Consider the following 25,892-nt stretch of genomic DNA (forward strand, 5'->3'; position numbering starts at 1 on the left):
CGCAGGGCTTTTCGTTGAATCAGCTGCCTTTGACAGGCTTGCCGTTGACCGTGCCGTCGAGGAGCATGATGTTGTACTCCTTGCCGTCGGTTTCGACCTGTTGCAGGCGGACCAGCAGGTAATCCCAGTCCTTGGCGAACCACATCACGGTGGTGCGTTTGCTTTGTGTCGGATCGCGCACGCGCTCGACCTTGATCGCGTCGATCTTGCCGGCCTTGGTCTCGACTTTCTCGGAGCCCAATACGCGGAAGTCATAGGTATCGACTTCACCGCCGTCGACCACTTGATAGCTCATGGTCTTCTTGCCGGAGGCGACGTCATGCTGCAGTGCCAGCTGGTAAGTGGATTTGTCGACCATGCCACGGTTCAGCGGGACTTTTACCGCGTCGCCGCGATCGGTGCCGGTGACCATCTTGGTGGTCCAGTCGAAGTCCAGGTCAGCCTTTTTCGCTTTGCCCAGGCCGCCACGTTCGAAGTGGTAGGACTGCGGGAGCAGGGTGTCCTTGTCCAGGGTCAGGGTGCTTTCTTCGGACAGGCTGGCGATCATCATCGAAGCCTTGAAGGTGAGCTTCCAGACGCCGTTGGCTTCCTTGGTCAGGCTGCGTTCGGCAGTGCCGCTCATGGGCAACTGTTTCCAGTCGGCGGTGTAGCTGGCGGAGAACGGTTGAAGGTCTGCCGCCTGGGCGAAAGGCAGGGCGAGCAGAGCGCAAGCGAAGAGCAGGGCGCGACGCATAAAATCTCCTAGTTTCGAATCAAGTGACCGCTGGCCCCAAGTAACTGGCCATCCAGTAAAGCACCTTGCTCGCCGAGGGTCAGCCGTCCTTCGGCAAACCAGCGTACGGCCATCGGGTAGATCAGGTGTTCCTGAACGTGAACCCGTTGCGCCAGACTCTGCGGCGAATCGTGCAACTCTACCGGTATTACTGCCTGTACGACCAGTGGTCCGCCATCGAGTTCCTCGGTGACGAAGTGCACGGAGCAGCCGTGTTCGGCGTCGCCGGCCTCCAGCGCGCGCTGATGAGTGTGTAACCCTTTGTATTTGGGTAGCAGCGACGGGTGGATGTTGAGCAGGCGACCCTGGTAATGACGGACGAAGTCAGCGCTGAGAATGCGCATGAACCCGGCCAGTACCACGAGTTTGGGCTTGAAGGCGTCGATCAGTTCGATCAGGGCGGCATCGAAGGCCTCGCGGCCTTCGAACCCCTTGTGATCCAGCGAGCGGGTGGCGATACCCGCGTCACTGGCGCGTTGCAGGCCGTAGGCGTCGGCGCGGTTGGAAATCACCGCAGCGATGCGGACCGGGCTGTCGCCGGTCCGCGTGCTGTCGATCAGAGCCTGCAAGTTACTGCCGGTGCCGGACAGCAGCACCACGACATCACAGGTTGCGGACATTAATGAGCCTTAAGGTTCTGCAGGTCAACCTGGGCAGCGCCTTCGGCGGCAGCAGCGATCTGGCCGATGACCCAAGGCTGCTCGCCGGCGTCACGCAGGGTGTTCAGGGCAACTTCAACGTGTTCCTGAGCCACGCAGATCACCATGCCCACGCCGCAGTTCAGCACGCGGTGCATCTCGGTTTCGTCAACGTTGCCTTTCTCTTGCAGCCAGTCGAAGACGGCCGGGCGAGTCCAGCTGGCCACGTCGACCACCGCTTGAGCGCCTTTCGGCAGAACGCGCGGGATGTTGTCCAGCAGGCCGCCACCGGTGATGTGGGCCATGGCTTTGACGGCGCCGGTGTCCTTGATCAGCTTGAGCAGCGGCTTCACGTAGATGCGGGTCGGGGCCATCAGCAGTTCGGTCAGCGGCTTGCCGTCGAGCTGAACGGTTTCGATGTCGGCGCCGGACACTTCGATGATCTTGCGGATCAGCGAGTAGCCGTTGGAGTGCGGGCCGGACGATGGCAGGGCGATCAGGGCATCACCGGTGGCGACTTTCGAGCCGTCGATGATTTCCGCTTTTTCCACGACGCCGACGCAGAAGCCGGCCAGATCGTAGTCTTCGCCTTCGTACATGCCAGGCATTTCAGCGGTTTCGCCGCCAACCAGGGAGCAGCCAGCCAGTTCGCAGCCTGCACCGATACCGGTGACGACGGTGGCGGCAACATCAACGTTCAGCTTGCCGGTGGCGTAGTAGTCGAGGAAGAACAGCGGCTCGGCGCCGCACACCACCAGATCGTTGACGCACATGGCGACCAGGTCCTGGCCGATGCTGTCGTGCTTGTTCAGGTTCAGCGCCAGGCGCAGCTTGGTGCCGACGCCGTCGGTGCCGGAAACCAGTACTGGCTGTTTGTAGCCGGCCGGGATTTCGCAGAGGGCGCCGAAACCGCCCAGTCCGCCCATGACTTCCGGGCGCGCAGTGCGCTTGGCGACGCTCTTGATGCGTTCGACCAATGCTTCACCGGCGTCGATGTCTACACCGGCGTCCTTGTAGCTCAGGGAGGGTTGCTTGCTCATGATCCAGGCCTTTAGGGGAGGGGATTCAGGGGTAACGACCGAGTCCAGCGGGAACGCCGAAAACGACAGAGGCGATTGCCTCACGCGAAATCGATGTGCCCGGCTGTTGCCGGTCTGCGAAGGCGCGCGATTTTATCAGGCTTGAGGGGCAGCGGCCATCCTCACGCCGACGGGCAGGGGCATATCGGCCGAAAAATTTTGCAATTGATGCTTCGGGTGACATCACAGGTGCCTGTATAAGGAACCGTCTATCGTTAGGGCTGTGCAAAAACTTATCGCCAGCGTGTGAATGTTTTGCAACGGCCAGTGGTCACAGGCTTGCTCAATCCGGTTCACGCGGCCTGTTCCAGCCGCTCTTGTCGACGGGAATTCTCCATGCGTTTGTGTAAATTGCTGTTAGTGGGTTGCTTGTCTCTGGTCAGCCTGGCGAGCCAGGCCGAAAACGTCAAAGGGCTTTATCAGGTGCGCGAACCGGTCAACGGCCAGTCACCGGAGGAGCGTGATCGCGCCACTCAATCCGCGCTCGACACACTGGTGCTGCGTCTCACCGGCGACCCGAAGGCGCCGCAGAACCCCGGGCTGGCGCCGATTCGCAAGGACCCGCAGCAGATCATCAGTCAGTTCGGCTTCGATGCCGGGCCGCCGGAGGTATTGAAAGTTGATTTCGACCCGGCCACCACCGAGCAGGCATTGCGCCGTGCCGGGCTGGCGCTGTGGGGTGCCAGCCGGCCGTCGATCCTGAGCTGGTGGCTGAACGACTCCGCCGAAGGCTCGAGCCTGGTGGGCGACGGTCAGGCCAGTGCCGCGCCATTGCGGCGTGCCGCCCAGCACCGAGGGTTGCCGCTGCGCTTGCCACTGGCGGATTTGAGCGAGCAATTGGTCGCGACCGCGCCGACGCTCGAAGGCACCGATCCCGCGCCGTTGCATGCCGCCTCGGAACGCTACAACGCTGACGCCTTGCTCGCCGTGCATGCCCGCGAAGAAGGCGGTCAGTGGCAAGCCAAATGGCATTTGTGGCTGGGCGATCAAAAGGAAGCGGGCAGCGTGCAAGGGGCTGATCAGGCCGCTGTCGCCGATGCTGTGATGCTGGCGGTCGCCGAGCGCCTGGCGCCTCGTTTTGTCGCCAAGCCGGGCGCTTCGGGTCAGCAGACTCTGGAAGTGCAAGGCATGAATCTGGAGCATTACGCGACGTTGCTGCGGATGCTCGAACCCTTTGGTGTGCGTCTGCAGAGTGTCGATGCCGATCGCATTGTGTATCGGGTGAACGGCAGTGCCGATCAGTTGCGGGCGCAGTTGTCGCTGGCGAAGTTGCAGGAAATGCCGGCCGAGGCACCGGCTCCGGTGGCTCCGCAACCCGCAGTGCCGGGTGGTGCGCCTGTCGTTGCGCCGGCACCGATACCTGCGGCGCCGTCGTTGCGGTTTCGCTGGTAGGTTTTTCTTTCATATATAGAAGCAATGGAGTGTTACATGGCCGATACGCGGCGTTGGTTCTGGCTCGGTGGGGTGCTCCTGCTTTGCGCGTTTGTCTGGTTGCTGCATCCGATCCTCACGCCGTTTCTGGTGGCGCTGTTGCTCGCTTATCTGTTCGACCCTTTGGTGGATCGTCTTGAGCGACTTGGCTTGTCCCGTACCTGGGGCGTGATTGCGGTGTTCGCCTTGTTCACCCTGATCGTCACCACGTTGCTGCTGGTGCTGGTGCCGATGCTCGCCAAGCAGTTACTGCGACTGTATGAGCTGGCACCGCAGATGCTCGACTGGCTGCAGCACACAGCGCTGCCGTGGGCGCAGTCGAAGCTGGGGCTGTCGGAGGGCTTCTGGAAATTCGACAAGGTCAAGGCGGCGATCACCGAACACATGGGCCAGACCACCGACATCGTCGGTGTGGTGCTGAGTCAGGCCACGGCCTCAAGTCTGGCGCTGATCGGCTGGTTGGCGAATCTGGTGCTGATCCCGGTGGTGAGTTTCTACTTGCTGCGCGACTGGGACGTGATGATGGCCAAGATCCGCAGCCTGTTGCCGCGTGACCGCGAAGAACGTGTGGTGGCTCTGGCCGGCGAGTGTCACGAGGTGCTTGGCGCTTTCGTGCGCGGCCAGTTGCTGGTGATGCTGGCGTTGGGCGTGATCTATGCGGCGGGCCTGATGATTGTCGGTCTGGAGCTGGGCCTTTTGATCGGCCTGATTGCCGGTCTGGCGGCCATCGTGCCTTATATGGGGTTTGTGATCGGGATCGGTGCGGCGTTGATTGCCGGGCTGTTCCAGTTCGGTGGTGATCTGTATCCGATGATCGGGATCGTGGCGGTGTTCATGGTCGGTCAGGCGCTGGAAGGCATGGTGCTGACCCCATTGCTGGTGGGTGATCGAATCGGTTTGCATCCGGTGGCGGTGATCTTTGCGATCCTGGCCGGCGGCGAGTTGTTCGGTTTCACCGGTGTGCTGCTGGCGTTGCCGGTGGCGGCGGTTATCATGGTGTTGGTGCGTCACGTCCATGACTTGTACAAAGACTCCGACATTTATAGCGGAGTGGATGATCCGAAGCTGTAAGGCGAGGGAGGGTCGCCCGGTGTATTGCCGGGTTGGCCCGTCTCATGCAGGCAATGCTGGCACTCGTGCGCCAAAGAAACTGTCATAAAACCAGCGTGTTAACGCAAACCTTTGATTTTGCTTGGGGTCTGTCGCATTGTGCGCTCCGCTTCACGGGTATAAACTTCGCACACTTTACACAGAGGCCACTAACGGTTCCTTGGGAACTGTTCAGTCAGCATGAAACCGATTCAGCTGCCCCTAGGTGTGCGTCTGCGTGACGACGCCACCTTCATCAACTACTACCCAGGCGCCAATGCCGCTGCACTCGGCTATGTCGAGCGTCTATGCGAAGCCGACGCCGGCTGGACCGAAAGCCTCATCTATCTGTGGGGCAAGCACGGGGTAGGGCGTACGCATCTGTTGCAGGCCGCGTGCCTGCGTTTCGAACAGATGGGCGAGCCGGCGGTGTACCTGCCGCTGGCCGAGTTGATGGATCGCGGCATCGAAATCCTCGACAACCTCGAACAGTACGAACTGGTCTGTCTGGACGACTTGCAGGTGATCGCTGGCAAGCCCGACTGGGAAGAGGCGATGTTTCACCTGTTCAACCGTCTGCGCGACAGCGGTCGCCGCTTGTTGATCGCCGCTTCAACCTCGCCACGTGAATTGCCGGTAAAACTGGCGGACTTGAAATCGCGCCTGACCCTGGCGCTGATTTTCCAGATGCGTCCTCTCTCCGATGAAGACAAATTGCGTGCCCTGCAATTGCGTGCATCCCGTCGCGGTCTGCATCTGACCGATGAAGTGGGACATTTTATTTTGACTCGCGGGACCCGCAGCATGAGCGCGCTTTTTGACCTGCTCGAGCAGCTCGATCAGGCCTCTTTGCAGGCTCAGCGCAAGCTGACCATTCCCTTCCTGAAAGAAACCCTGGGCTGGTAAAACCGGGGCTTTCAGCGGGTTTCGGCATATTTCAGGCGCCAGAAAATCCGCTTTCCTGTGCACTGCGCAGGCCGCGTCTCGATTCAAATGGGCTTAAGCGCTTAGATGTAAACGAGAAACCGAGAAGTCACAAAAAGATCGATTGAATTTGCAAATGAGGCTGATAGCGGGCATAGTCTCGGCTTCTTTACAACTATCAGCCACGGTCGTGCCCATGCTAAAGCGCTTCGCACCCCTCGTGCCTCTCGCACTCGTCACCCTGTTGTTCGGTTGCGCTGCTCATTCACCTGTTAATCAAGAGCAGCAACAGGCTAAAAATTCTGCCACCGCCCAGTCTTCCGTTATTTATCAGGAAGAGCTGGACACCGAGAAAGAACTCGCCGCTTTCAACGGCAAGAAGCCTTATCAGCTTCCGGTTCTGGCAGACAGTATTCTTGAACGCGGCATGTCCCTGATCGGTACCCGTTACCGTTTCGGCGGTACCTCTGAAGCCGGGTTCGATTGCAGCGGTTTCATCGGCTATCTGTTCCGCGAAGAGGCCGGCATGAACCTGCCGCGCTCCACCCGCGAAATGATCAACGTGGATGCTCCGCTGGTATCGCGCAGCAACCTTGAGCCGGGCGACCTGCTGTTCTTCGCCACCAATGGTCGTCGCGGTCGTGTAAGTCACGCCGGGATCTACCTGGGCGACAACCAGTTCATTCACTCCAGCAGTCGTCGCAGTGGCGGTGTCCGCATCGACAGCCTGGGTGACAGCTACTGGAGCAAGACCTTCATCGAAGCCAAACGCGCTTTGGCGAACGCTCCAACCGTGGTTACCGCTCGCAAGTAATTACGCCTTTGTCGCCACTCTCGTGGCGACAAGGGGTCCTTCAGGGGCAATAGACTTAAACTTTACAAGGTGAAGTTAAAGTCTTACTTGAAGTTTGCCGCGTAGCCGCTAGAATCCTGATCTATATTGATGGCAAACCGCCTGCGTCCCAACGCAGGCGGTTTTGTTTTCTGTCGAATCGGCAGTAAAAGCCGCAGCCAGATCAGGATGTTCTGCTTATGACGATGCCGGCCCGCCTCGCCCTGATGTTCTTCGCAGCGCTGCTCAGCGCTTGCGCCAGTCGCACTCCGCCGCCAGCCCCCGTGGTTCGCGCGCCGATTGTGTTCGGATCCTCCCAGGCCTTTTCTCCCGTTGCCGAAGACGTGCTGTTCCGCGCGCTCGGGCTGGTGGGCACGCCTTATCGCTGGGGTGGCAACACGCCGGACTCGGGCTTCGATTGCAGCGGCCTGATCGGTTTTGTCTACCGCGATGCCGCCGGCATCAGCCTGCCGCGCTCGACGCGCGAGTTGATCGTCATGCAGGCGCCGAATGTCGGCAAGGAAGGGTTGCAGACCGGCGACCTGATCTTCTTCGCCACCAATGGCGGCTCTCAGGTCAGCCATGCGGGGATTTACGTCGGGGAAGGGCGCTTCGTTCACGCACCGGCCACCGGCGGCACGGTGAAGCTGGACAGCCTGTCGAAAGCGTATTGGCAGAAGGCCTACCTGAGTGCCAAGCGTGTTCTGCAGCCGGAGCATCTGGCGCATAACCCGTAGTCAGCAAACTACTCTCTTTCCATTCTGTTATGTCCATCGTTCGATGGGGTAAAGAATGCGACGATTTGTAAACCACAACTCCGTGGCGAATTACCGTCATGGCCGACTGTTGTCGTGACTGCGCCGAGAGCGCTCATATCTGTTTCGTTCAGTAAAAGCTTTGTAGTTTCGCTCTCGTGCGTCGCACGAGTTCTATTGATTGCTCTAGGAAGATCATGAAGTTCATTTTTAGGAAGTGGAAGCTCAGAGTGCTGACATTTGCCATAGTGCCAGCGTTGATTCTAGTTGTTTTTTGCTTGCTTAAAATGGGTTGGGCAGATGCCTCGACCGAAGTTCCCGGTTGGGCGGTTACACCTTTGAATTCACTGGTTTCAGCTCATAAATCTATCTGGAAGCTAGTGCTCTGCGTGGTTGCAACAACGTTGGCGTATATCTACTTCAACATCCATGAAATGCCTAGGGCCGAAGCCGTGCGGGCAGCGCGTGTTTTTGACGTCATCGGTGGCACCGTGGGCAATGTATTTTATCTTTGGGGTGGAATTCTATTTGCGTGGTCAGTGGGATCGCGTTTTATCAGTTTTATCGAGCGGATTCCCGATCAGGAAATGGCTGCATTGATGTCGGTGCTTGTGGGTGTATTTTTTGAAGTAGCGATGCGCAAACTGAAGCATTCGGTTCTTCGCCACTGATCAATTGCGCGGCGTCTTTGGTTGGGCATGCCCGCGATAGCGAAGTGCGGATCTCGCTATCGTGGGCATGAGGTTTCTGGCTCACTTTGCCGCCGAAACTCGCCACACCTTGTTCCCCACATCATCCGCCACCAGCAATCCACCTTGTTGGTCGATCACCACGCCGACCGGGCGCCCCAAAGCGTTCTCGTCCTTGTCGAGGAAGCCGGTCAGCACGTCCACTGGCGTTCCGTTCGGTTTGCCTGCGGCAAACGGGACGAAGATTACCTTGTAGCCACTGTGCGGCTTGCGATTCCACGAGCCATGCTGGCCGATGAACGCGCCCTCCTTGAATTGTGCTGGCAACGCGTTGCCCTCGGCGAACGCCAGCCCCAGTGAGGCGGTATGCGGCCCGACGGCGTAGTCGGGAGCGATAGCCTTGGCCACCATCTCTGGCTGTTGTGGTTCGACGCGGACATCGACATGCTGGCCGTAATAGCTGAATGGCCAGCCATAAAACCCGCCGTCCTTGACCGAGGTGATGTAGTCCGGCACCAGGTCGCTGCCGATCTCGTCCCGTTCGTTCACTGCTGTCCACAGCGCGCCGCTTTTGGGTTCCCAGGCCAGACCGTTGGGATTGCGGATGCCCGAGGCGAAGATCCGGTGATTGCCGGTCGCACGGTCCACTTCCCAGATTGCCGCGCGGCCTTCTTCCTGATCCAGGCCGTTTTCGCCGACGTTACTGTTCGAGCCGACTGTGACGTACAGCTTGCTGCCGTCCTTGCTGGCGATGACGTTCTTGGTCCAGTGATGGTTGAGCGGGCCGCCCGGCAGATCCACGACCTTGATCGGCTGGTTCTTGATCTCGGTTGCGCCGGGTTCGTAGTGAAAGCGCAGCAAGCGGTCGGTGTCGGCGACGTACAGATCGTTGCCGACCAGGGTCATACCGAACGGAGAATTCAGATTTTGTAGAAATACCGTGCGGGTTTCGGCCACGCCATCGTGATCAGCGTCGCGCAACAGGGTGATGCGATTCGGGCTGGGAACCCCGGCGCCGGCGCGGCCCATGATTTTCTTCGTCACCCAGCCACGTATCCCGTTGCCATCGTCCGGTTTCGGCGGGGCATTGGTTTCCGCCACCAGCACATCGCCGTTCGGCAGCACGTAGAGCCAGCGCGGGTGATCGAGATTCTCGGCAAACGCCGCCACCTGAGTGCCTGCCGCTGGCGTCGGTTTCGCACCCGCCGGCCAGCCGATCGCCGGGGCGATGTTCACCGTCGGGATCAGGGTCTTGTTCGGTTCGGGCAGTTTGGGAGACGGGCCGGTGCCGTCCGAGACTTGCAGGCTGGAGGATTCACCACAGGCGGTGAGCCCTCCGGCGAGTGCGATGACGAAAACGAGGTGGGGCTTGCGCATTACTGATCTTCCCTATGAATGCATTCCTAATCATAGATAAGTACACAAGCCCGATGGTTCAACCGCTCAGCCGCGTGCCTCCTTGAACAGTACGGCAATGCCGGGGTGGTAGTTGCCGGCCTCGCTGCGCAATTTGCGATAGGCGTAGGGGAAATACCAGGCGACGGCGCAGGTGTGTTCCTTTTGCAGGTCGTCGACCATGTCCTGCAGTTCCTCGGGGCTGGCGCTGTGCTGGGCTTTCTGTGGGGCGACGAACAGGCAGCCGAGCTTGAGATCGCTGGCGTAGCTGATGCGCTTGGCGTCGCTGGTGATATCGGCCAGGGCCTGGGTCAGATTCAGGCTGTTGACGCGCGGCCAGCGTTGCGTCGCCTGGATGTAGGCGCGATCTTCGGCGCCGGCCAGGAACAGGTCGGCGCGGGCATTGCGCTCGCCTTCCTCGTTCTGCTTGCGGGTGGCGGTGTCGCGCAGGGTGACGAGTTCGGCCATCCACGCGGCGGCGGACAACAGGCCGAGGTTGGCTTTTTCGTCATGCCAGTACGGCGTGTCGTTGTCGCCGCGCACGGCGTTGTAGCGGTCGATACAGTCAAACCAGCGTTCCAGCACCGGGCGCAGGAATTCCAGCCGCGGATTGCTGATGATCATGCCTTGCATGGTGCTCTCCCTTGTTATTGTGATGTGCTCTCTGCATTCAAAAAGCATGGCTCTTTGATATCACTGCTGGCAGTGTGGCACAAGATTGGCGTCAGATAATTGATCGACGGCAGTTATTCGCTTTCAGGGGGCCTCTTCATTTGACGCTCCACCCCCAACCCTCTAACCTTCGCGGCTTGTTTCAGGTGCTCTGTGACCGCTGTCGACAGAGTGAAACAGGGAAGCCGGTGAGGATTGTCTTCAAGCGAAGAACCATCACGATCCCGGCGCTGCCCCCGCAACGGTAAATGAGTAAAAGCTGCGTCCGATGCCACTGCTGCAAAGCGGGAAGGCGCGCAGCCAGGCCAAGGCCGCTCATGAGCCCGGAGACCGGCCTGATCCATCCAGCGGCATCACGGTGGGCGATGCCAGGCTTGTTGCCGTCTATTCTTGTGCCTGCCCGCCGTTATCCAGCCTCAACGGAGAGCTCCCCCATGACTGATTCCCCCGAACGCGACGAGCGCCACCTGGCGCGCATGCAGCGCAAAAAAGCCGTGATCGACGAGCGCATCGCCAATTCGCCAGACGAATGCGGCCTGGTGCTGGTGCTGACCGGCAATGGCAAAGGCAAAAGCAGCTCGGCGTTCGGCATGCTCGCCCGCGCCATGGGTCACGGCATGCAGTGCGGCGTGGTGCAGTTCATCAAGGGCCGTAACAGCACCGGGGAAGAGCTGTTCTTCCGCCGCTTCCCCGAGCAGGTACGTTTTCATGTGATGGGCGAAGGTTTCACCTGGGAAACCCAGGATCGCCAGCGCGACATCGCCGCTGCCGAAGCTGCATGGGAAGTGTCCCGCGAACTGCTGCGTGATCCGTCGATCGGTCTGGTGGTGCTCGATGAGCTGAACATCGCTCTCAAGCACGGTTACCTCGATCTGGATCAGGTGCTCAGCGATCTGCAGGCCCGTCCGCCGATGCAGCATGTGATCGTCACCGGCCGCGCTGCCAAGCCGGAAATGATCGAGATGGGCGACACCGTCACCGAAATGGGCATGATCAAACACGCCTTCCAGGCCGGTATCAAAGCGCAGAAAGGCGTCGAACTTTGAATCAACCACGTCACTGCCCGGCGGTATTGATCGCCGCGCCGGCCTCCGGCCAGGGCAAGACCACCGTCACCGCCGCGCTGGCCCGTCTGCACCGCAATCAGGGGCGCAAGGTTCGCGTATTCAAATGCGGCCCGGACTTTCTCGACCCGATGATCCTCGAGCGCGCCAGCGGTGCGCCGGTCTATCAACTGGACATGTGGATGGTCGGCGAGCAGGAAAGTCGACGTCTGTTGTGGGAGGCCGCCGCTGAAGCCGATCTGATCCTGATCGAAGGCGTGATGGGCTTGTTCGACGGCACACCGTCGAGCGCCGACCTGGCGCGGCATTTCGGCGTGCCGGTACTCGGCGTGATCGACGGCACGGCCATGGCCCAGACGTTCGGCGCGCTGGCGCTGGGTCTGGCGCGCTATCAGCCGGACCTGCCGTTCGCCGGCGTGCTGGCCAACCGCGTCGGCACCGTGCGCCATGCGCAATTGCTCGAAGGCAGCCTCACTGAAGGTCTGCGCTGGTACGGCGCGTTGTCCCGGGAAACCGGGATCGAACTGCCAAGTCGCCATCTCGGTCTGGTGCAGGCCAGCGAACTCAATGACCTCGATGTGCGCCTCGACGCCGCCGCCGAAGCGCTGGCCAGCACCTGCGAGGTAGCGCTGCCACCGGCCGTCGAATTCGCCGCACCGGAAATCGTGAAGACCGAAAGACTGCTCGACGGCGTGCGGATTGCCGTCGCCCGTGACGAGGCGTTTGCCTTCACCTATGGCGCCAGTCTCGATCTGTTGCGGGCGATGGGCGCGGAGTTGAGTTTCTTCTCGCCGATCCGCGATACGCAATTGCCCGAGGCCGACAGCTTGTACCTGCCTGGCGGTTATCCGGAATTGCATCACGTGGCCTTGTCGCAGAACACCGACATGCTCAAAGCGATCCGTGCGCATCACGCCGCCGGCAAACCGCTGCTCGCCGAATGTGGCGGCATGCTCTATCTGCTGGATTCGTTGACCGATGTCGAAGGCACCCGCGCTGATTTGGTCGGCCTGCTGAGTGGCGATGCCGTGATGCAGAAACGTCTGGCCGCGCTGGCCTTGCAAGAGGTCGACATGCCGGAAGGCCTGTTGCGCGGCCACACCTATCACCATTCCCTGACCACCACCGAACTGACACCCATTGCCCGTGGCCACAGCCCCAATGGCGGGCGCGGTGCCGAAGCGGTGTACCGGGAAGGGCGGATGACCGCCTCGTACGTGCACTTTTACTTCCCGTCGAATCCGTCGGCGATTGCCGCACTGTTGGTGCCATGACCGACAACGCATTCACTGAAACCGAGCGCGAAGCGGTCTACCGCGCCATCGCCGAACGCCGCGACATGCGCCACTTCAGCGGCGGCACGGTCGAGCCTGAATTGCTGCGCCGATTGCTTGAAGCCGCACATCAGGCGCCGAGCGTTGGCCTGATGCAGCCGTGGCGCTTCATCCGTATCAGCGACCGCGCTTTGCGTGGCCAGATCCAGGATCTTGTAGAGGAAGAACGAGTACGCACCGCCGAAGCCCTCGGCGAGCGCAGCGACGAGTTCATGAAGCTCAAGGTCGAAGGCATCAATGACTGTGCGGAAGTGTTGGTCGCAGCCTTGATGGACGATCGCGAGCGACACATTTTCGGCCGTCGCACGCTGCCGGAAATGGACATGGCCTCATTGTCCTGCGCGATCCAGAACCTGTGGCTGGCGGCGCGTGCCGAAGGCTTGGGCATGGGCTGGGTGTCGCTGTTCGAACCGCAGGCGCTGGCCGATCTGCTGAAACTGCCGGCCGGGGCCAAGCCGCTGGCGGTTCTTTGTCTGGGCCCGGTCAAGGAATTCTATCCGGCGCCGATGCTGGTACTCGAAGGGTGGGCGCAGGCGCGTCCGCTCAATGAGCTGCTGTATGAAAACTTCTGGGGAGTGAGTCAATGAGTGTGGCGTTGTTGAGTGTCGCCGCGGTCGCGCTGGATGCGCTGCTGGGTGAACCGAAACGCTGGCATCCGCTGGTGGCGTTCGGCAATTTCGCTGGACGCATCGAGCAACGATTCAATAGCGGCGGTCGCGGCTGGCGCAGCCATGGCGTCACCGCGTGGGTGATCGCGGTGCTGCCGCTGACCCTGCTGGCCACGGCATTGTCCTGGGCGCCGTATGTGGGCTGGGTGGTCGAGATTCTCGCGCTGTATTGCGCCCTCGGCATGCGCAGTCTCGGCGAGCACGTCGAGCCGGTGGCCAAGGCCCTGCGCAGCGATGATCTGGAAGAAGCGCGCAAACGCGTGGGTTATCTGGTCAGCCGTCAGACCAGTGAACTGGACAGCACCGCTGTCGCCCGCGCCGCCACTGAATCGGTGCTGGAGAACGGCAGCGATGCAGTGTTCGCCGCACTGTTCTGGTTTGCCGTGGCCGGTGCGCCGGGCGTGGTGCTCTATCGTCTGAGCAATACGCTCGACGCGATGTGGGGCTATCGCAACGAACGCTTCGAGCGTTTCGGCTGGGCGGCGGCGAAGATCGACGACGTCCTCAACTACATTCCTGCGCGGCTGGTGGCGTTGACCTACGCGCTGCTGGGCAAGACCCGACTGGCGCTGAAATGCTGGCGCACCCAGGCGCCGAAATGGGACAGCCCGAACGCAGGTCCAGTGATGGCTGCCGGCGCGGGTGCGCTGGGCGTCGAGTTGGGCGGGCCGGCGATTTACCACGGCGAGCTGCACGAGCGTCCGCAACTGGGCGAGGGCTTGCCGGCGGATGCAGATTCCATCGATCGCGGCTGGCAATTGGTCCAGCGCGGGGTATGGTTATGGCTGCTGATTCTCTGCGTGGGGGCTGAATTCTATGCTTGAGCACGGTGGCCGGCTGCGCAGGGCGGCGCTCGAATACGGCATCGCTGAAGAAGACTGGCTCGACTTGTCCACTGGCCTCGCGCCATGGCCGTTCCCGGTCCCGGACATCCCGCTGCGGGCCTGGGCGCGCCTGCCGGAAACCGATGACGGTCTGGAGCAGGCGGCGTGCGACTACTACGGTGCCGCGCAAGTGCTGCCGGTGGCCGGTTCGCAGATGGCCATTCAGTTGCTGCCGCGTTTGCGCCGGGCCGGCAAGGTCGGCGTGTTGTCGCCGTGTTATGCCGAGCATGCCGAAGCCTGGCGGCGCAGTGGTTACATCGTGCGCGAGGTGCTGGAGCAGGAAGTCGATTTCTTCCTCGACAGCCTCGACGTGCTGGTGGTGGTCAATCCGAACAATCCCACGGGCCTGAGCCTGACCCCGGCGCGCTTGCTCGACTGGCATGCGCGGCTGGCCCAGCGCGGTGGCTGGCTGGTGGTCGACGAAGCGTTCATGGACAACACGCCGCAGTTGAGCCTGGCTCCGCATGCGCATCAGGTCGGACTGATCGTGTTGCGTTCGTTCGGCAAGTTTTTCGGCCTGGCCGGTGTGCGACTTGGGTTTGTGCTGGCCGAGCGCAAGTTGCTCCGGTTGCTGGCCGAGCAGGTCGGACCCTGGGCCGTCAGCGGGCCGACCCGCGTGTTGGGTCAAGCCTGCCTGCAAGACACCGAAGGTCATACCCGCCAGCGGATCCGCAGTGACGAGGTCAGTGAACGGCTGGCTGCGCTGCTCGAACGCTACGGCTTCAAGCCTCAGGGTGGTTGCGCGCTGTTTCAGTGGCTGATCACCGAACACGCCGCCGCGCTGCACGAGTTCATGGCCCGCCGCGGCATTCTCCTGCGCCTCTTCGCGCACAACAGCAGCCTGCGTTTCGGCCTGCCCGCCAACGCCGCCGATGAAGTGCGCCTTGAGCAAGCCCTGCAAGCCTTTGCCCTGGACCGCTCTATGGAAAACCAACCAGCATGACCACATTAATGGTGCAGGGCACCACCTCCGACGCCGGCAAAAGCACGCTGGTGACGGCGCTGTGCCGCTGGGCAACCCGCCAGGGCGTTGCCGTGGTGCCATTCAAACCGCAGAACATGGCGCTCAACAGCGCGGTGACTGCTGACGGCGGCGAGATCGGCCGGGCACAAGCGGTGCAGGCGCAAGCGGCTCACCTTGAGCCGCATACCGACATGAACCCGGTGCTGCTCAAGCCCAACAGCGACACCGGCGCCCAGGTCATCATCCACGGTCGCGCGGTCACCAGCATGAACGCTGTCGCCTATCACGACTACAAAGCCATCGCCATGCAGGCCGTGCTCGCTTCCCATGAACGCTTGAGCACTGCTTATCCGTTGGTGATGGTCGAAGGCGCGGGCTCGCCGGCAGAGATCAACCTGCGCGCCGGCGACATCGCCAACATGGGTTTCGCCGAAGCGGTGGATTGCCCGGTTTTGTTGATTGCCGACATCAACCGTGGCGGCGTGTTTGCCCATCTGGTCGGCACGCTGGAGCTGCTGTCGCCGAGTGAGCAGGCGCGAGTCAAAGGCTTCATCATCAACCGTTTTCGCGGTGACATCGCCTTGCTGCAACCGGGCCTCGACTGGCTGGAGCAGCGCACCGGCAAACCAGTGGTGGGCGTGCTGCCGTACGTGATGGACCTGCATCTGGAGGCCGAGGACGGCATCGATCAGCGCCAGACCGACAAGGCCGAGCAAGTCTTGAAAGTGGTGGTGCCGGTGCTGCCGCGCATCAGCAACCACACCGATTTCGATCCTCTGCGACTGCATCCTCAGGTGGATCTGCAATTCATCGGCCCGGGGCAAGCGATTCCGCCGGCCGATCTGATCATCCTGCCGGGCTCGAAAAGCGTGCGCAGCGACCTTGCGTATCTGCGCACCAATGGCTGGGAATCCGCCATCAGCCGACATCTGCGTTACGGCGGCAAGCTGCTGGGGATCTGCGGTGGTCTGCAAATGCTCGGCGAACAGGTCCATGATCCGTTGGGCCTTGAAGGTGCGCCGGGCTCCAGCGCCGGTCTGGGGCTGCTGGCGTTTGAAACGCAGCTCGAAGCCGAGAAGCAATTGCGCAATGTGCGCGGGCGTCTGGCGCTGGAAGATGCCGAGGTTAGCGGTTATGAAATTCATGCCGGCGTGACCACGGGAGCTGCGCTGGAAAACGCCGCTGTGCATCTGGATGACGGCCGCTGTGATGGTGCGCAAAGTCTCGATGGACAGATTTTCGGCACCTACCTGCATGGCCTGTTCGAATCGCCGGCGGCCAGTGCGGCGCTGTTGCGCTGGGCCGGTCTGAACGATGTGCAGGAAGTGGATTACCACGGCCTGCGCGAACGCGACATCGAGCGGTTGGCGGATCTGGTGGAGAAGCATCTGGATACCGGGCTGTTACGTGAACTCTGTGGAATGTCCCCATGCTCCAACTGATCCTCGGCGGCGCCCGCTCCGGCAAAAGTCGCCTGGCTGAAAAACTCGCCACTGACAGCGCGCTGGCCGTGACGTACATCGCCACCAGTCAGCCGCTGGATGGCGAGATGAATGAACGCGTCGCTCATCACCGCGCGCGCCGTCCCGCCGAATGGGCGCTGATCGAAGAGCCGCTGGAGCTGGCCCGGGTCCTGCGCGAAACCGCCAGTGCCGAACGTTGCCTGCTGGTGGATTGCCTGACCCTGTGGCTGACCAATCTGCTGATGCTCGAAGACGCCGAGCGCCTCGCTGCCGAACGCGAAGCCCTGCTCGAATGCCTGGCGTCGCTGCCGGGTGAAATCATTTTTGTCAGCAACGAGACCGGAATGGGTGTCGTGCCGCTGGGCGAATTGACTCGCCGCTACGTCGATGAAGCCGGTTGGCTGCATCAAGCTCTGGCCGAGCGTTGTCAGCGAGTCGTCCTGACGGTTGCCGGCCTGCCCCTGACTCTGAAAGGACCTGCGTTATGACCCAAGCCTGGTGGCTGAACCCGTGCAAACCGGTGGATACGGACGCCGTTGAAAACGCGGCGGCGCGTCAGCAGCAATTGACCAAACCCGCCGGCTCCCTCGGGCAGCTCGAATCGGTGGCGGTGCAACTGGCCGGATTGCAGGGCCAGATCAAACCGCGCCTGGATCAGGTCTGGATCGCGATTTTTGCCGGTGACCACGGCGTCGTAGCCGAAGGGGTTTCCGCGTTTCCGCAGGAAGTCACCGGACAGATGCTGCTGAATTTCGTCAGCGGCGGCGCGGCGATCAGCGTGCTGGCGCGGCAACTGAGTGCGCAGCTGGAAGTGGTGGATCTGGGCACCGTGACCCCGTCGCTGAATCTGCCGGGCGTGCGCCATTTGAATATCGGCCCGGGCACGGCGAATTTCGCCAAGGGCCCGGCGATGACCTCGGCCCAAGGCGAGTTGGCCCTGCAGGCCGGCCGCGACAGCGTGCTGCGCGCGAAGGCGGCGGGTGCGCAACTGTTCATCGGTGGCGAAATGGGCATCGGTAACACCACGGCTGCCAGTGCGCTGGCCTGTGCGCTGCTCGATTGCCCGGTGGTTCATCTGACCGGTCCCGGCACCGGGCTGAATGCCGACGGCGTCAGCCACAAGGCGCAGGTGATCGAGCGGGCGCTGGCGCTGCACGCGGCGCAGCGCGGTGATGCGTTGCAGACCCTGTTCAATCTCGGCGGCTTCGAGATTGCGGCTTTGGTCGGCGCGTATCTGGCCTGTGCTCAGGAAGGCGTGGCGGTGCTGGTGGACGGTTTCATCTGCACGGTTGCGGCGTTGGTGGCGGTGCGGCTGAATCCGGCCTGCCGTGAATGGCTGCTGTTCGGGCATCGCGGTGCGGAACCGGGTCATCGTCATGTGCTGGAAACCCTCAGTGCCGAACCGCTGCTCGAATTGGGCCTGCGTCTGGGCGAGGGCAGTGGCGCGGCGCTGGCGGTGCCGTTGCTGCGTCTGGCCTGCGATCTGCACGGCCAGATGGCGACCTTCGCCGAAGCCGCGGTGGCGGATCGCCCGGCATGACCTCGCGTCTGGACCTGCTGCGCCACGGTGAAACCGAGCTCGGCGGCGGCCTGCGCGGCAGTCTCGACGATGCACTGACCGAAAAGGGCTGGGCGCAGATGCGCGAGGCGGTGATCGGTCAGGGGCCGTGGGATCGGCTGGTCAGTTCGCCGTTGCAGCGTTGCGCGCGATTCGCTGAAGAGTTGGGTGCGCAACGGGATCTGTCGGTATCTCTGGACAAGGATCTGCAAGAGCTGCATTTCGGTGCCTGGGAAGGGCAGAGCGCGGCGGCGTTGATGGAAACCGATGCCGAAGCGCTTGGGCTGTTTTGGGCAGATCCGTATGGGTTTACCCCGCCGCAGGGGGAGCCGGTCAGCGATTTTTCTGCGCGGGTGCTGGCGGCGGTCATGCGCTTGCACGCGGCGCATGCGGGAGAGCGGGTGTTGCTGGTCAGTCATGGCGGCGTCATGCGTCTGTTGCTGGCTCGCGCCCGTGGGTTGCCCCGTGAGCAGTTGCTCAATGTCGAAGTCGGTCATGGCGCGTTGTTTTCGCTGATCGTCGAGGCTGATGGTTCGCTCAAGGAAGTGCACTGACATGCTGCCCCTGTGGATCGCCCTGCAATTTCTCAGCAGTCTGCCGATTCGACTGCCGGGCATGCCGGCACCCGAAGAACTCGGCCGCTCGCTGCTGTTCTATCCGCTGGTGGGACTGCTGTTCGGCGTGATTCTCTGGGCGCTGAACATTGCGTTGGCCGGCGTGCCCTTGCTGTTGCATGCCGCTTTGTTGCTGACGGTGTGGGTGTTGCTCAGCGGTGCGCTGCACCTTGATGGATTGGCGGACAGCGCCGATGCGTGGCTCGGCGGTTTCGGTGATCGCGAGCGTACGCTGACGATCATGAAGGATCCGCGCAGCGGGCCAATTGCGGTGGTGACGCTGGTGCTGGTGTTGCTGCTCAAGTACGCCGCGTTGCTGGCGTTGATCGAGCAAAAACAAGGCCTGGCGTTGATCATTGTGCCGCTACTTGGGCGGGCGGCACTGCTCGGACTGTTCCTCACGACAACCTATGTGCGGGCTGGCGGGTTAGGGCAGGCGCTGGCCGATCATCTGCCGCGCAAAACGGGTTGGCAGGTGCTGGCGATGAGTGCGGCGGCGTGCGTGTTGATTGCCGGGTTCAATGCTGTCGTGGCGCTGCTGCTTTCGGTCGTCGTATTCATCTGGCTGCGGCATTTGATGGTGCGGCGACTGGGCGGAACCACGGGCGATACGGCCGGCGCACTGCTGGAATTGCTGGAGATGTCAGTGCTGGTCGGGCTGGCCTTGTTTTGATAAGTAACTTTGATCTGTAACTTGATTTAACACAGTCGCGGGTATATACACGCATCATGCTTCCTTCTCAGTGTTTGTGCACCAACCTGCGTCGCGCCGCGCGTGGCGTCAGCAGGCATTACGACGGCGCTCTCGACGGCTTCGGGATCAACGTTGCCCAGTATTCTCTGCTGTGCAACCTGCAGCGTCTGGATCAACCGAGCATTTCCGAACTGGCCGAGGCCATGGGTCTGGATCGCAGCACCCTGGGGCGCAATCTGCGGGTGCTGGAAGGCGAAGGTCTCGTGGCGCTGGCCGAAGGCGAAGACATGCGCAACCGCATCGTCCGGCTCACCGAAACCGGCGCACAACGCCTGGCAGCGGCCCTGCCGGCCTGGGAAGCGGCGCAACAGCGGTTGATCGACCGACTGGGTGCCGAGAAGCGTGAAACCTTGCTGCGGCTATTGGATGAACTGGCCTGAGGGCCGGTTTTTTCCGAATCTAAGCGGGTATATACCCGCGACTGGAGAATAACAATGAGTTCGATGTGGCGTACGTGCGGTTGGGTGTTGCTGGGGAGTGCGCTGATTCTGGCGTTGTCATTGGGCGTGCGGCACGGCTTCGGATTGTTCCTGTCGCCGATGAGCGCCCAGTTCGGCTGGGGGCGTGAAGTGTTCGCCTTCGCCATTGCCTTGCAGAACCTGATCTGGGGCCTGGCGCAACCGTTCACTGGCGCACTGGCTGACCGTTTTGGCGCAGCGAAAGTGGTGCTGATCGGCGGCGTGCTCTACGCCTTGGGGCTGGTGTTCATGGGCCTGTCGGAAACAGCGTTGGGCCTGTCCCTGAGCGCCGGTTTGCTGATCGGTATCGGCCTGTCCGGCACGTCGTTCTCGGTGATCCTCGGTGTGGTCGGCCGCGCCGTGCCGCCGGAGAAGCGCAGCATGGGCATGGGCATTGCCAGCGCCGCCGGGTCCTTTGGCCAGTTCGCCATGTTGCCAGGCACCCTCGGGCTGATCGGCTGGCTGGGCTGGTCTGCCGCGTTGCTGGTGCTGGGTTTGCTGGTGGCGCTGATCGTGCCGCTGGTGAGCATGCTCAAGGACAAGCCACTGCCGGTGCTCGGGCATGAGCAAACCCTGTCTGAAGCCTTGCGCGAGGCCTGCTCGCACTCCGGGTTCTGGCTGCTGGCGTTCGGCTTCTTCGTCTGCGGTTTCCAGGTGGTGTTCATCGGCGTACACCTGCCGGCCTATCTGGTCGATCAGCATCTGCCGGCGACCGTCGGCACTACCGTGCTGGCGTTGATCGGGTTGTTCAACATCTTCGGCACCTACACCGCCGGCTGGCTGGGCGGGCGCATGTCCAAGCCGCGTCTGCTGACCGGTTTGTACCTGCTGCGAGCGGTGGTGATCGGGCTGTTCCTGTGGCTGCCGGTAACGACGACCACGGCGTATCTGTTCGGCATGGCCATGGGTTTCCTGTGGCTGTCGACCGTGCCGTTGACCAACGGTACGGTGGCGACCTTGTTTGGCGTGCGAAACCTGTCCATGCTCGGTGGGATCGTGTTCCTGTTCCATCAGCTCGGCTCGTTCCTCGGCGGCTGGCTGGGCGGGGTGGTGTATGACCGTACCGGGAGTTATGACTTGATCTGGCAAGTGGCGATTCTCTTGAGCCTGTTGGCGGCTGCGCTGAACTGGCCAGTGCGCGAGCGTCCGGTCGAGCGTCTGCAAACCCACGCGAGCGCTGCATGAACGGCTACTGGCCTCGAATGCTGGCCATCGCAGTCGGTGCCGCGTTGCTGGCGCTGGTGTGGTGGGGCTGGCACCAGGGCGGCCTGGCGCTGATGCAGTTGGGCTTGGGCGCTTGCTTGTAGGCTTTGAGGGCGAGTAACGTCGGGTTCTGACGAATGCATCAAGGAAGCCCGACATGCTCAAGCGCTGGTGTGCTGTTCCCGCGTTGCTGATGGCGTTGACCGGACTGGCCCAGGCCGCGGACTGTCCGGAGCTGCTGCAAGGCTCGTTGCCCAAGTTGCGGGCCAAGGAATCCATCGACCTGTGCCAGCACTACGCCGACAAACCGCTGGTGGTGATCAATACTGCCAGCTTCTGTGGTTTCGCTCCGCAGTTCGAAGGCCTTGAAGCGCTCAATCAGCGCTACAAGGCGCAAGGGTTGGAGATGCTTGGCGTGCCCTCCAATGACTTCAAGCAGGAGTCCAAGGACAGCGCCGAGACCGCCAAGGTCTGCTACGCCAACTACGGCGTGACCTTCACCATGACCGAGCCACAGAAAGTCCGCGGTGACGGTGCCACCCACCTGTTCCAGGTACTGGCCGCGCAAAGCAGCGCGCCGAAGTGGAATTTCTACAAATACGTGGTCGACCGCCAGGGCAAGGTGATTGCCAATTTCTCCAGCCTGACCAAGCCTGACGATCCGGAGTTTTTGGCGGCCATCGAGAAAGCCATCGCGTCGAAACCCCTGAAACCCTGATTGACGCCCATTAAAAAGCCCCGCCTCTGTCGAGAGAGCGGGGCTTTTTAGTGGGCGAGGGGTTAGCCTCGCCATACAGCATCAGAAGCGGTAGGTTGCGCCAACACCGAAACCGTTTGCCGAGTTTTCATACTTGGAATCGTAGGTCTGACCGCGATCGTTCTCGTTGCGGATGCTGACTTTCTCTTCCTGCAGGTACGAGTAAGCGACGTCGATGGTCAGGTCTTCGGTCGGGCTCCAGCCGGCACCGATGCTGAAGATCGTACGGTCGCCGGTAGGGATGCGTGGCGAACGGTCGACGTTGTTGGTCGGCGACTGGTCGAAGGTCAGACCGGTGCGCAGTACCCATTCCTTGTTCAACTGGTAGGACGTACCGATGGCGTATGCCCAGGTGTCATGCCAGTTCTGTTCTTCGGTGATCTCGCCGAACTGGCCAGCCAGTGCAGGTTGAACGCCGGAGTTCTTGACGGTGATTTTTTCCAGCTGGCTCCAACGGGTCCAGGTAGTACCGGCGTAGACGTTCCAGCGATCGTTGATCGCCTGAGTGACCGAGAAGTCCACGGATTCAGGTGTGGTGATCTTCAGCGAAGCGTCGTACTTCTGGCTGGAGCTGAGGCCGGCCAGGGCCAGAGCGCCGTAGTTGACCTTGGTGTTGCCTTCGAGCTTGTAGTCGACTTTCGAGTGGTAAGTCAGACCCAGGCGAGTGGTGTCGGTCGCTTGTACCAGCACACCGATGTTGTAGCCCAGTGCAGTGTCGTCACCCTTGATCTTGACCTTGCCGTCCGGCAGGGCCTGAGTGATCGACAGGTTGGATTCCAGGGTGCCGTCGATACGGTTGATGGTCGGACCGAAGCCGATCGACACGACGTCGTTGAACTTGTAGCTGACAGTCGGCTGGAAGGTGATGACTTGTACTTCGGACTTGCTGCCGAAGTAACGGCCGGCAAAGCCTTTTTCATAGTCGGTAATCAGGCCGAAGGGTACGTAGACACCCAGGCCGAATGCCCAATGCTCGTCGATCGGCTTGACGTAGTAGCCCATAGGTACGGAGGTAAAGGGCACCATGTCGCCTTTGTTGCTGCCGCCGTTAGGGCTGGAGCGACCATCGCTGATATCGGTCTTGGCGTCGAGGAATGCAACACCACCGGTGACTTGTTCGCGCGTGATGCGCGACATGCCGGCAGGGTTGCCATAAACAGTGCTTGCGTCGTCGGCAGAAGAAGATCGCCCGGCGTACCCAGTCCCCATCCCGCTGATGCTGTGTTCGTTGATGGCAAAGCCAGCTGCGAAAATCTGGGTGGATGCCAAGGAAACGGCGAGGCTAAGGGTGGTTTTGAGCATTACTTTTTTCATTATTAGAACTCCTGGTGATCACCGGGGCGAAAATTACCAACATTTTCGTCCCAGCGCTATAGTCCGTATGGCTTGAGTTAGAGCGGTTTTGTAGGACAATCCGACCAGATTCGCGACCCGTTGGACGATCTTGCGAAACTGGCGAGTCAGCACGCGACCTGATTCAGCGGTGAAACACAGGTCTGCCATGCACAGGTGAAGTCACGCAGACGACCCTGGGGCTGAAAGGTCTGACGCCAGATACGCGCCATTCCCAGCAGATCATCCGGGTCGGGGAGGGTGGGATTCTGTTCTTCGACCAGCAGCCAGGCGATGGCGGTGGCGTAACGCAGGTTGACGGTAAGTTCGAGGTGCGGGCCGCTGAGAAAGGCATGCTGGCTGGCGAGGCCGCGAACCAGGCTGGCGCGCTCCGGATCGAGCGCCAGATAATGATCCCAGAGCGCCTGGTGGCGATGCTCGGCAATCCGGTACAGGCCGTGGCCACGGCGGTCATGCAGGGCGGAACCCAGGGCGGACTGGCTGGCGGCGATGCCCAGCAGCAGGGATTCGGCGGTGGCGCAGTGACGTCCCAGATAAATCAGCGTTGGACGGATCACATAGCGGCACAGTTCGCTGGCAGCGATACCCATAAAACCCTCGGATCTTGTTATTGGGCGGCGAGACCTGAAGGGGAGCTTGGCAGCTGTGAATCGACTCAGGCTCGCCGGAAGCGGATCACGCCGCTTGAGTTGAAGTGTAGTGTCATATTCGCGACGTAAAGGTCTGTTTTTAAAATATTTCCGGCGAGCAGTTATAACCGTTATATCGGTTGGTGCTTAACCGTGAGTGGCAAAAAGAGAAACATCGGGCAATAAAAAGCCCCGCGTTTCAGGCGGGGCTTTTGCTTTTGCAGCCATTTCGGCCTCTCAGGCGATCAATGCCTGACGGGTGCGATCAATCACGGCCTGCAGCGGTTCGGCGCTGGAGTATTGATCAGGGTACAGACGCTCGCTGTGGCGGGCGATCCCGTGTTCATTGACCACGGTGAAGCTGAAGCAGCCTTTGCGAGCGGCCATGATCAGGCAGTTCATTGGAGCAAAAGCGTTGGTTAGGGTGCGAATGGCATCCTGAGTCTGGATTTGAGTAGACATAGTTATTAGGTGTTCCTACAAATGACACGGATAAGAACCGTGCAACGTTAAAACGTTCCAGTAACGTCGACCACCATTGGTCGAACGAAGAACCCGACTGGAACAAAGCAGCCAGTTTGAAGCGCTGATAAGTTGGCGCGCTTGGGCTGGCAGGTAGGTACTTAGGAGGGCAGGCAACACATCGAGGGCAAAGGTTCTGGGCCCGGGGTGAAGATCCTGATCAATTTGCAGGTTGGTTCGGTCAGAGTAAGTGGTCTTCGCAACACCCTTTGCATTCGATTCAAAGGGTGTGTCGTCGCAAGATTTACCTGGAAACCATCGAGGGGTCGGTCCCGCTTTGTCGGAGGAGGCTTCTCGGGGAGAAGGCTGACCGTGGGGTTTGTTCGACCGGAATTGACTTTCAGCTTGGTACTAACGCCGCGGATACTAACGGAACACTTCGAGGAAGGCAAACCTGATTTTTAAAAAGAACCAACAGACGGTGCCTCGAACCCCGGCCCCGCCCCGATTTGGCTCACATTCCGACCGTCGGTCGTCGCAGAGGGCAAGCCGAACCCGCGAAGCGCAAGGGCTTATCCCCAACCCGGCTGCCAAAACGACCCGAAAAAGCGCACCGATATAACCGCGTAACAGGTACTTGTGCACATTAGTTGCGCGGACGGTAACGACGCTGTCACATCGATCCTGACCCCGGTGGCTGCCTGTAACGAAAGTTTAAGTCAATGAAAAACATCGCTTTTTTTTACTGGTGAAAAAATCGTCAGTTTGACTGCGGGCCCCATTCCACAAGGCTTTGCGGCGAGTCAGGGACGGTTGTCCACTGAGTTATCCACAGCTTCTGTGGATTGTCCCGAGCGCTTGCTCTAGCACGGGCGTGCCGGGTTTTTTTCGACTTTACCTGTGCGAAAAAAAGAGTAGAGTGGCGCGCCCTCCGATCTGTCCCACAGTGCTTTATGAAGTTTCGCTCAGCTCCAGATTCTGTTACCTCCCAACCCTCTCGTGTTACCGCTCCCAAGCGATTTTCCGTGCGCGTGGCCGAATGGCTGCTGGACAGCCCGCGCCTGGGCGACAGCCAGAACGCCAAGCACCTCGCCGGCCGCCTGCTCAAGCAACCGGCCCGGGAAGGCGTGGTCGCTGCACAAAGTCGCCTTGGCCAGTTGATGTGCCGTGAGTGCGGCAATGCCCGGGATCGTCGTATCGGCCAGGACCTGCTGCGTCAGGCTGCCCGTGCGGGTGATCGACGTGCGCAACAGGAACTCGGCCTGATCGAAGACTGAGCTGTCCAAGACCTGACGCCTTGGTTAACCTTCAGGCTTTATCGGATCGGCGGGAATGACTATGGCGATGGACTTGACCAGCATCTTGCTCGGGTTGGCGGGCGCGGCCGTGCCGCTGCTGGCGCTGGCCTGGCAACTGCAGCGCCGGGCCAGTCATGGCGAGTCCGAAGTCGC

At 61.2% G+C, this 25,892-nt stretch carries 29 protein-coding genes and 1 riboswitch; of the genes, 21 read left to right on the plus strand and 8 right to left on the minus strand.

Annotated elements, in window-relative coordinates; all coding sequences use genetic code 11:
• Window positions 1–19 precede the first annotated feature (19 nt).
• From AC1RR7_RS28255 to purM, 3 genes are read right to left on the minus strand one after another with little or no spacing between them, the layout of a single operon-like run.
• Window positions 20–733 (minus strand): DUF3108 domain-containing protein, encoded by a 714-nt coding sequence (locus AC1RR7_RS28255; protein ID WP_096822984.1) that lies wholly within the window; start codon window positions 731–733, stop codon window positions 20–22.
• 8 nt (window positions 734–741) lie between these two features.
• Window positions 742–1,392 carry a phosphoribosylglycinamide formyltransferase gene (gene purN / locus AC1RR7_RS28260; RefSeq protein ID WP_273537039.1) on the minus strand — a complete coding sequence of 217 codons (651 nt, stop codon included), beginning with the start codon at window positions 1,390–1,392 and terminating at the stop codon, window positions 742–744.
• On the minus strand, window positions 1,392–2,450 hold the full coding sequence (gene purM, locus AC1RR7_RS28265; RefSeq protein WP_027614051.1) for a phosphoribosylformylglycinamidine cyclo-ligase: 1,059 nt from the start codon (window positions 2,448–2,450) through the stop codon (window positions 1,392–1,394). Before purM ends, purN begins: the two co-directional genes overlap by 1 nt.
• Before the next feature lie 375 nt (window positions 2,451–2,825).
• Between purM and AC1RR7_RS28270 the strand changes: the two genes are divergently transcribed.
• From AC1RR7_RS28270 to AC1RR7_RS28295, 6 genes are all read left to right on the plus strand, one after another.
• On the plus strand, window positions 2,826–3,881 hold the full coding sequence (locus AC1RR7_RS28270; protein ID WP_493158839.1) for a DUF2066 domain-containing protein: 1,056 nt from the start codon (window positions 2,826–2,828) through the stop codon (window positions 3,879–3,881).
• A gap of 36 nt (window positions 3,882–3,917) precedes the next feature.
• Window positions 3,918–4,991: an AI-2E family transporter gene (locus tag AC1RR7_RS28275; protein WP_096822987.1), complete on the plus strand. Its 1,074-nt coding sequence runs from the start codon at window positions 3,918–3,920 to the stop codon at window positions 4,989–4,991.
• A 219-nt stretch (window positions 4,992–5,210) separates the two neighbouring features.
• Window positions 5,211–5,915: a DnaA regulatory inactivator Hda gene (gene hda / locus AC1RR7_RS28280; protein ID WP_025111852.1), complete on the plus strand. Its 705-nt coding sequence runs from the start codon at window positions 5,211–5,213 to the stop codon at window positions 5,913–5,915.
• A 214-nt stretch (window positions 5,916–6,129) separates the two neighbouring features.
• Window positions 6,130–6,747, plus strand: coding sequence for a C40 family peptidase (locus AC1RR7_RS28285; RefSeq protein WP_096822988.1), 618 nt, complete (start codon window positions 6,130–6,132; stop codon window positions 6,745–6,747).
• 218 nt (window positions 6,748–6,965) lie between these two features.
• Complete coding sequence (locus AC1RR7_RS28290) at window positions 6,966–7,502, plus strand: C40 family peptidase (RefSeq protein ID WP_493158840.1); 537 nt, start codon at window positions 6,966–6,968, stop codon at window positions 7,500–7,502.
• A gap of 215 nt (window positions 7,503–7,717) precedes the next feature.
• A complete protein-coding gene (locus tag AC1RR7_RS28295; RefSeq protein WP_102620376.1) occupies window positions 7,718–8,191 on the plus strand; it encodes a hypothetical protein in 474 nt (157 codons plus the stop codon).
• A gap of 81 nt (window positions 8,192–8,272) precedes the next feature.
• Here the strand turns inward: AC1RR7_RS28295 and AC1RR7_RS28300 are convergent, their stop codons facing one another.
• Complete coding sequence (locus tag AC1RR7_RS28300; protein WP_493158841.1) at window positions 8,273–9,586, minus strand: PQQ-dependent sugar dehydrogenase; 1,314 nt, start codon at window positions 9,584–9,586, stop codon at window positions 8,273–8,275.
• A gap of 66 nt (window positions 9,587–9,652) precedes the next feature.
• Entirely contained in the window at window positions 9,653–10,237 is a 585-nt protein-coding gene (locus tag AC1RR7_RS28305) for a hypothetical protein (RefSeq protein ID WP_085710581.1), read from the minus strand.
• 166 nt (window positions 10,238–10,403) lie between these two features.
• Window positions 10,404–10,629, plus strand: a riboswitch (cobalamin riboswitch).
• 81 nt (window positions 10,630–10,710) lie between these two features.
• Between AC1RR7_RS28305 and cobO the strand changes: the two genes are divergently transcribed.
• Genes cobO through AC1RR7_RS28375 form a run of 14 tightly spaced genes read left to right on the plus strand, consistent with a single transcriptional unit; the run spans window position 10,711 to window position 21,958 of the window.
• Window positions 10,711–11,322 carry a cob(I)yrinic acid a,c-diamide adenosyltransferase gene (gene cobO, locus AC1RR7_RS28310; protein WP_007950401.1) on the plus strand — a complete coding sequence of 204 codons (612 nt, stop codon included), beginning with the start codon at window positions 10,711–10,713 and terminating at the stop codon, window positions 11,320–11,322.
• Window positions 11,319–12,614 carry a cobyrinic acid a,c-diamide synthase CobB gene (locus AC1RR7_RS28315; protein WP_493090886.1) on the plus strand — a complete coding sequence of 432 codons (1,296 nt, stop codon included), beginning with the start codon at window positions 11,319–11,321 and terminating at the stop codon, window positions 12,612–12,614. Before cobO ends, AC1RR7_RS28315 begins: the two co-directional genes overlap by 4 nt.
• The gene (gene bluB / locus AC1RR7_RS28320; RefSeq protein WP_096822993.1) at window positions 12,611–13,261 is read left to right on the plus strand and encodes a 5,6-dimethylbenzimidazole synthase; all 651 of its coding nucleotides are present in this window, start codon (window positions 12,611–12,613) and stop codon (window positions 13,259–13,261) included. The genes AC1RR7_RS28315 and bluB overlap by 4 nt, the downstream gene beginning before the upstream one ends.
• On the plus strand, window positions 13,258–14,166 hold the full coding sequence (gene cbiB / locus AC1RR7_RS28325; protein WP_096822994.1) for an adenosylcobinamide-phosphate synthase CbiB: 909 nt from the start codon (window positions 13,258–13,260) through the stop codon (window positions 14,164–14,166). Before bluB ends, cbiB begins: the two co-directional genes overlap by 4 nt.
• The gene (cobD, locus tag AC1RR7_RS28330) at window positions 14,159–15,169 is read left to right on the plus strand and encodes a threonine-phosphate decarboxylase CobD (RefSeq protein ID WP_102620382.1); all 1,011 of its coding nucleotides are present in this window, start codon (window positions 14,159–14,161) and stop codon (window positions 15,167–15,169) included. Before cbiB ends, cobD begins: the two co-directional genes overlap by 8 nt.
• Window positions 15,166–16,632: a cobyric acid synthase gene (locus AC1RR7_RS28335; RefSeq protein WP_493158842.1), complete on the plus strand. Its 1,467-nt coding sequence runs from the start codon at window positions 15,166–15,168 to the stop codon at window positions 16,630–16,632. The genes cobD and AC1RR7_RS28335 overlap by 4 nt, the downstream gene beginning before the upstream one ends.
• The gene (cobU, locus tag AC1RR7_RS28340; RefSeq protein ID WP_096822997.1) at window positions 16,620–17,141 is read left to right on the plus strand and encodes a bifunctional adenosylcobinamide kinase/adenosylcobinamide-phosphate guanylyltransferase; all 522 of its coding nucleotides are present in this window, start codon (window positions 16,620–16,622) and stop codon (window positions 17,139–17,141) included. The genes AC1RR7_RS28335 and cobU overlap by 13 nt, the downstream gene beginning before the upstream one ends.
• The gene (gene cobT / locus AC1RR7_RS28345) at window positions 17,138–18,193 is read left to right on the plus strand and encodes a nicotinate-nucleotide--dimethylbenzimidazole phosphoribosyltransferase (RefSeq protein ID WP_493158843.1); all 1,056 of its coding nucleotides are present in this window, start codon (window positions 17,138–17,140) and stop codon (window positions 18,191–18,193) included. The genes cobU and cobT overlap by 4 nt, the downstream gene beginning before the upstream one ends.
• A complete protein-coding gene (gene cobC / locus AC1RR7_RS28350) occupies window positions 18,190–18,765 on the plus strand; it encodes an alpha-ribazole phosphatase family protein (RefSeq protein ID WP_493158844.1) in 576 nt (191 codons plus the stop codon). The genes cobT and cobC overlap by 4 nt, the downstream gene beginning before the upstream one ends.
• A 1-nt stretch (window position 18,766) precedes the next feature.
• Window positions 18,767–19,498, plus strand: a complete 732-nt coding sequence (locus AC1RR7_RS28355; protein ID WP_273537258.1) for an adenosylcobinamide-GDP ribazoletransferase — start codon at window positions 18,767–18,769, stop codon at window positions 19,496–19,498.
• A 56-nt stretch (window positions 19,499–19,554) separates the two neighbouring features.
• A complete protein-coding gene (locus tag AC1RR7_RS28360) occupies window positions 19,555–19,959 on the plus strand; it encodes a MarR family winged helix-turn-helix transcriptional regulator (protein ID WP_007950413.1) in 405 nt (134 codons plus the stop codon).
• A 54-nt stretch (window positions 19,960–20,013) separates the two neighbouring features.
• On the plus strand, window positions 20,014–21,222 hold the full coding sequence (locus AC1RR7_RS28365) for an MFS transporter (protein ID WP_096823001.1): 1,209 nt from the start codon (window positions 20,014–20,016) through the stop codon (window positions 21,220–21,222).
• Window positions 21,219–21,344 (plus strand): hypothetical protein, encoded by a 126-nt coding sequence (locus AC1RR7_RS28370; protein WP_255261977.1) that lies wholly within the window; start codon window positions 21,219–21,221, stop codon window positions 21,342–21,344. Before AC1RR7_RS28365 ends, AC1RR7_RS28370 begins: the two co-directional genes overlap by 4 nt.
• A 53-nt stretch (window positions 21,345–21,397) precedes the next feature.
• Complete coding sequence (locus AC1RR7_RS28375; protein ID WP_096823002.1) at window positions 21,398–21,958, plus strand: glutathione peroxidase; 561 nt, start codon at window positions 21,398–21,400, stop codon at window positions 21,956–21,958.
• 81 nt (window positions 21,959–22,039) lie between these two features.
• Here AC1RR7_RS28375 and AC1RR7_RS28380 read toward each other — a convergent pair whose 3' ends face one another.
• The 3 genes from AC1RR7_RS28380 to AC1RR7_RS28390 all read right to left on the minus strand — a co-directional run bounded on the left by AC1RR7_RS28380 (window position 22,040) and on the right by AC1RR7_RS28390 (window position 24,441).
• Window positions 22,040–23,311, minus strand: a complete 1,272-nt coding sequence (locus tag AC1RR7_RS28380) for an OmpP1/FadL family transporter (protein WP_096823003.1) — start codon at window positions 23,309–23,311, stop codon at window positions 22,040–22,042.
• Window positions 23,312–23,457: 146 nt separating this feature from the next.
• On the minus strand, window positions 23,458–23,940 hold the full coding sequence (locus tag AC1RR7_RS28385) for a hypothetical protein (RefSeq protein ID WP_085732306.1): 483 nt from the start codon (window positions 23,938–23,940) through the stop codon (window positions 23,458–23,460).
• 276 nt (window positions 23,941–24,216) lie between these two features.
• Window positions 24,217–24,441: a hypothetical protein gene (locus AC1RR7_RS28390; protein ID WP_007950419.1), complete on the minus strand. Its 225-nt coding sequence runs from the start codon at window positions 24,439–24,441 to the stop codon at window positions 24,217–24,219.
• Between the two features lie 953 nt (window positions 24,442–25,394).
• On the opposite strand from AC1RR7_RS28390, the gene AC1RR7_RS28395 reads away from it, so the two are divergent.
• Window positions 25,395–25,718 carry an SEL1-like repeat protein gene (locus AC1RR7_RS28395; RefSeq protein WP_096823004.1) on the plus strand — a complete coding sequence of 108 codons (324 nt, stop codon included), beginning with the start codon at window positions 25,395–25,397 and terminating at the stop codon, window positions 25,716–25,718.
• Window positions 25,719–25,892 lie beyond the last annotated feature (174 nt).

This window comes from Pseudomonas sp. GW821-FHT11G12 (assembly GCF_058808055.1).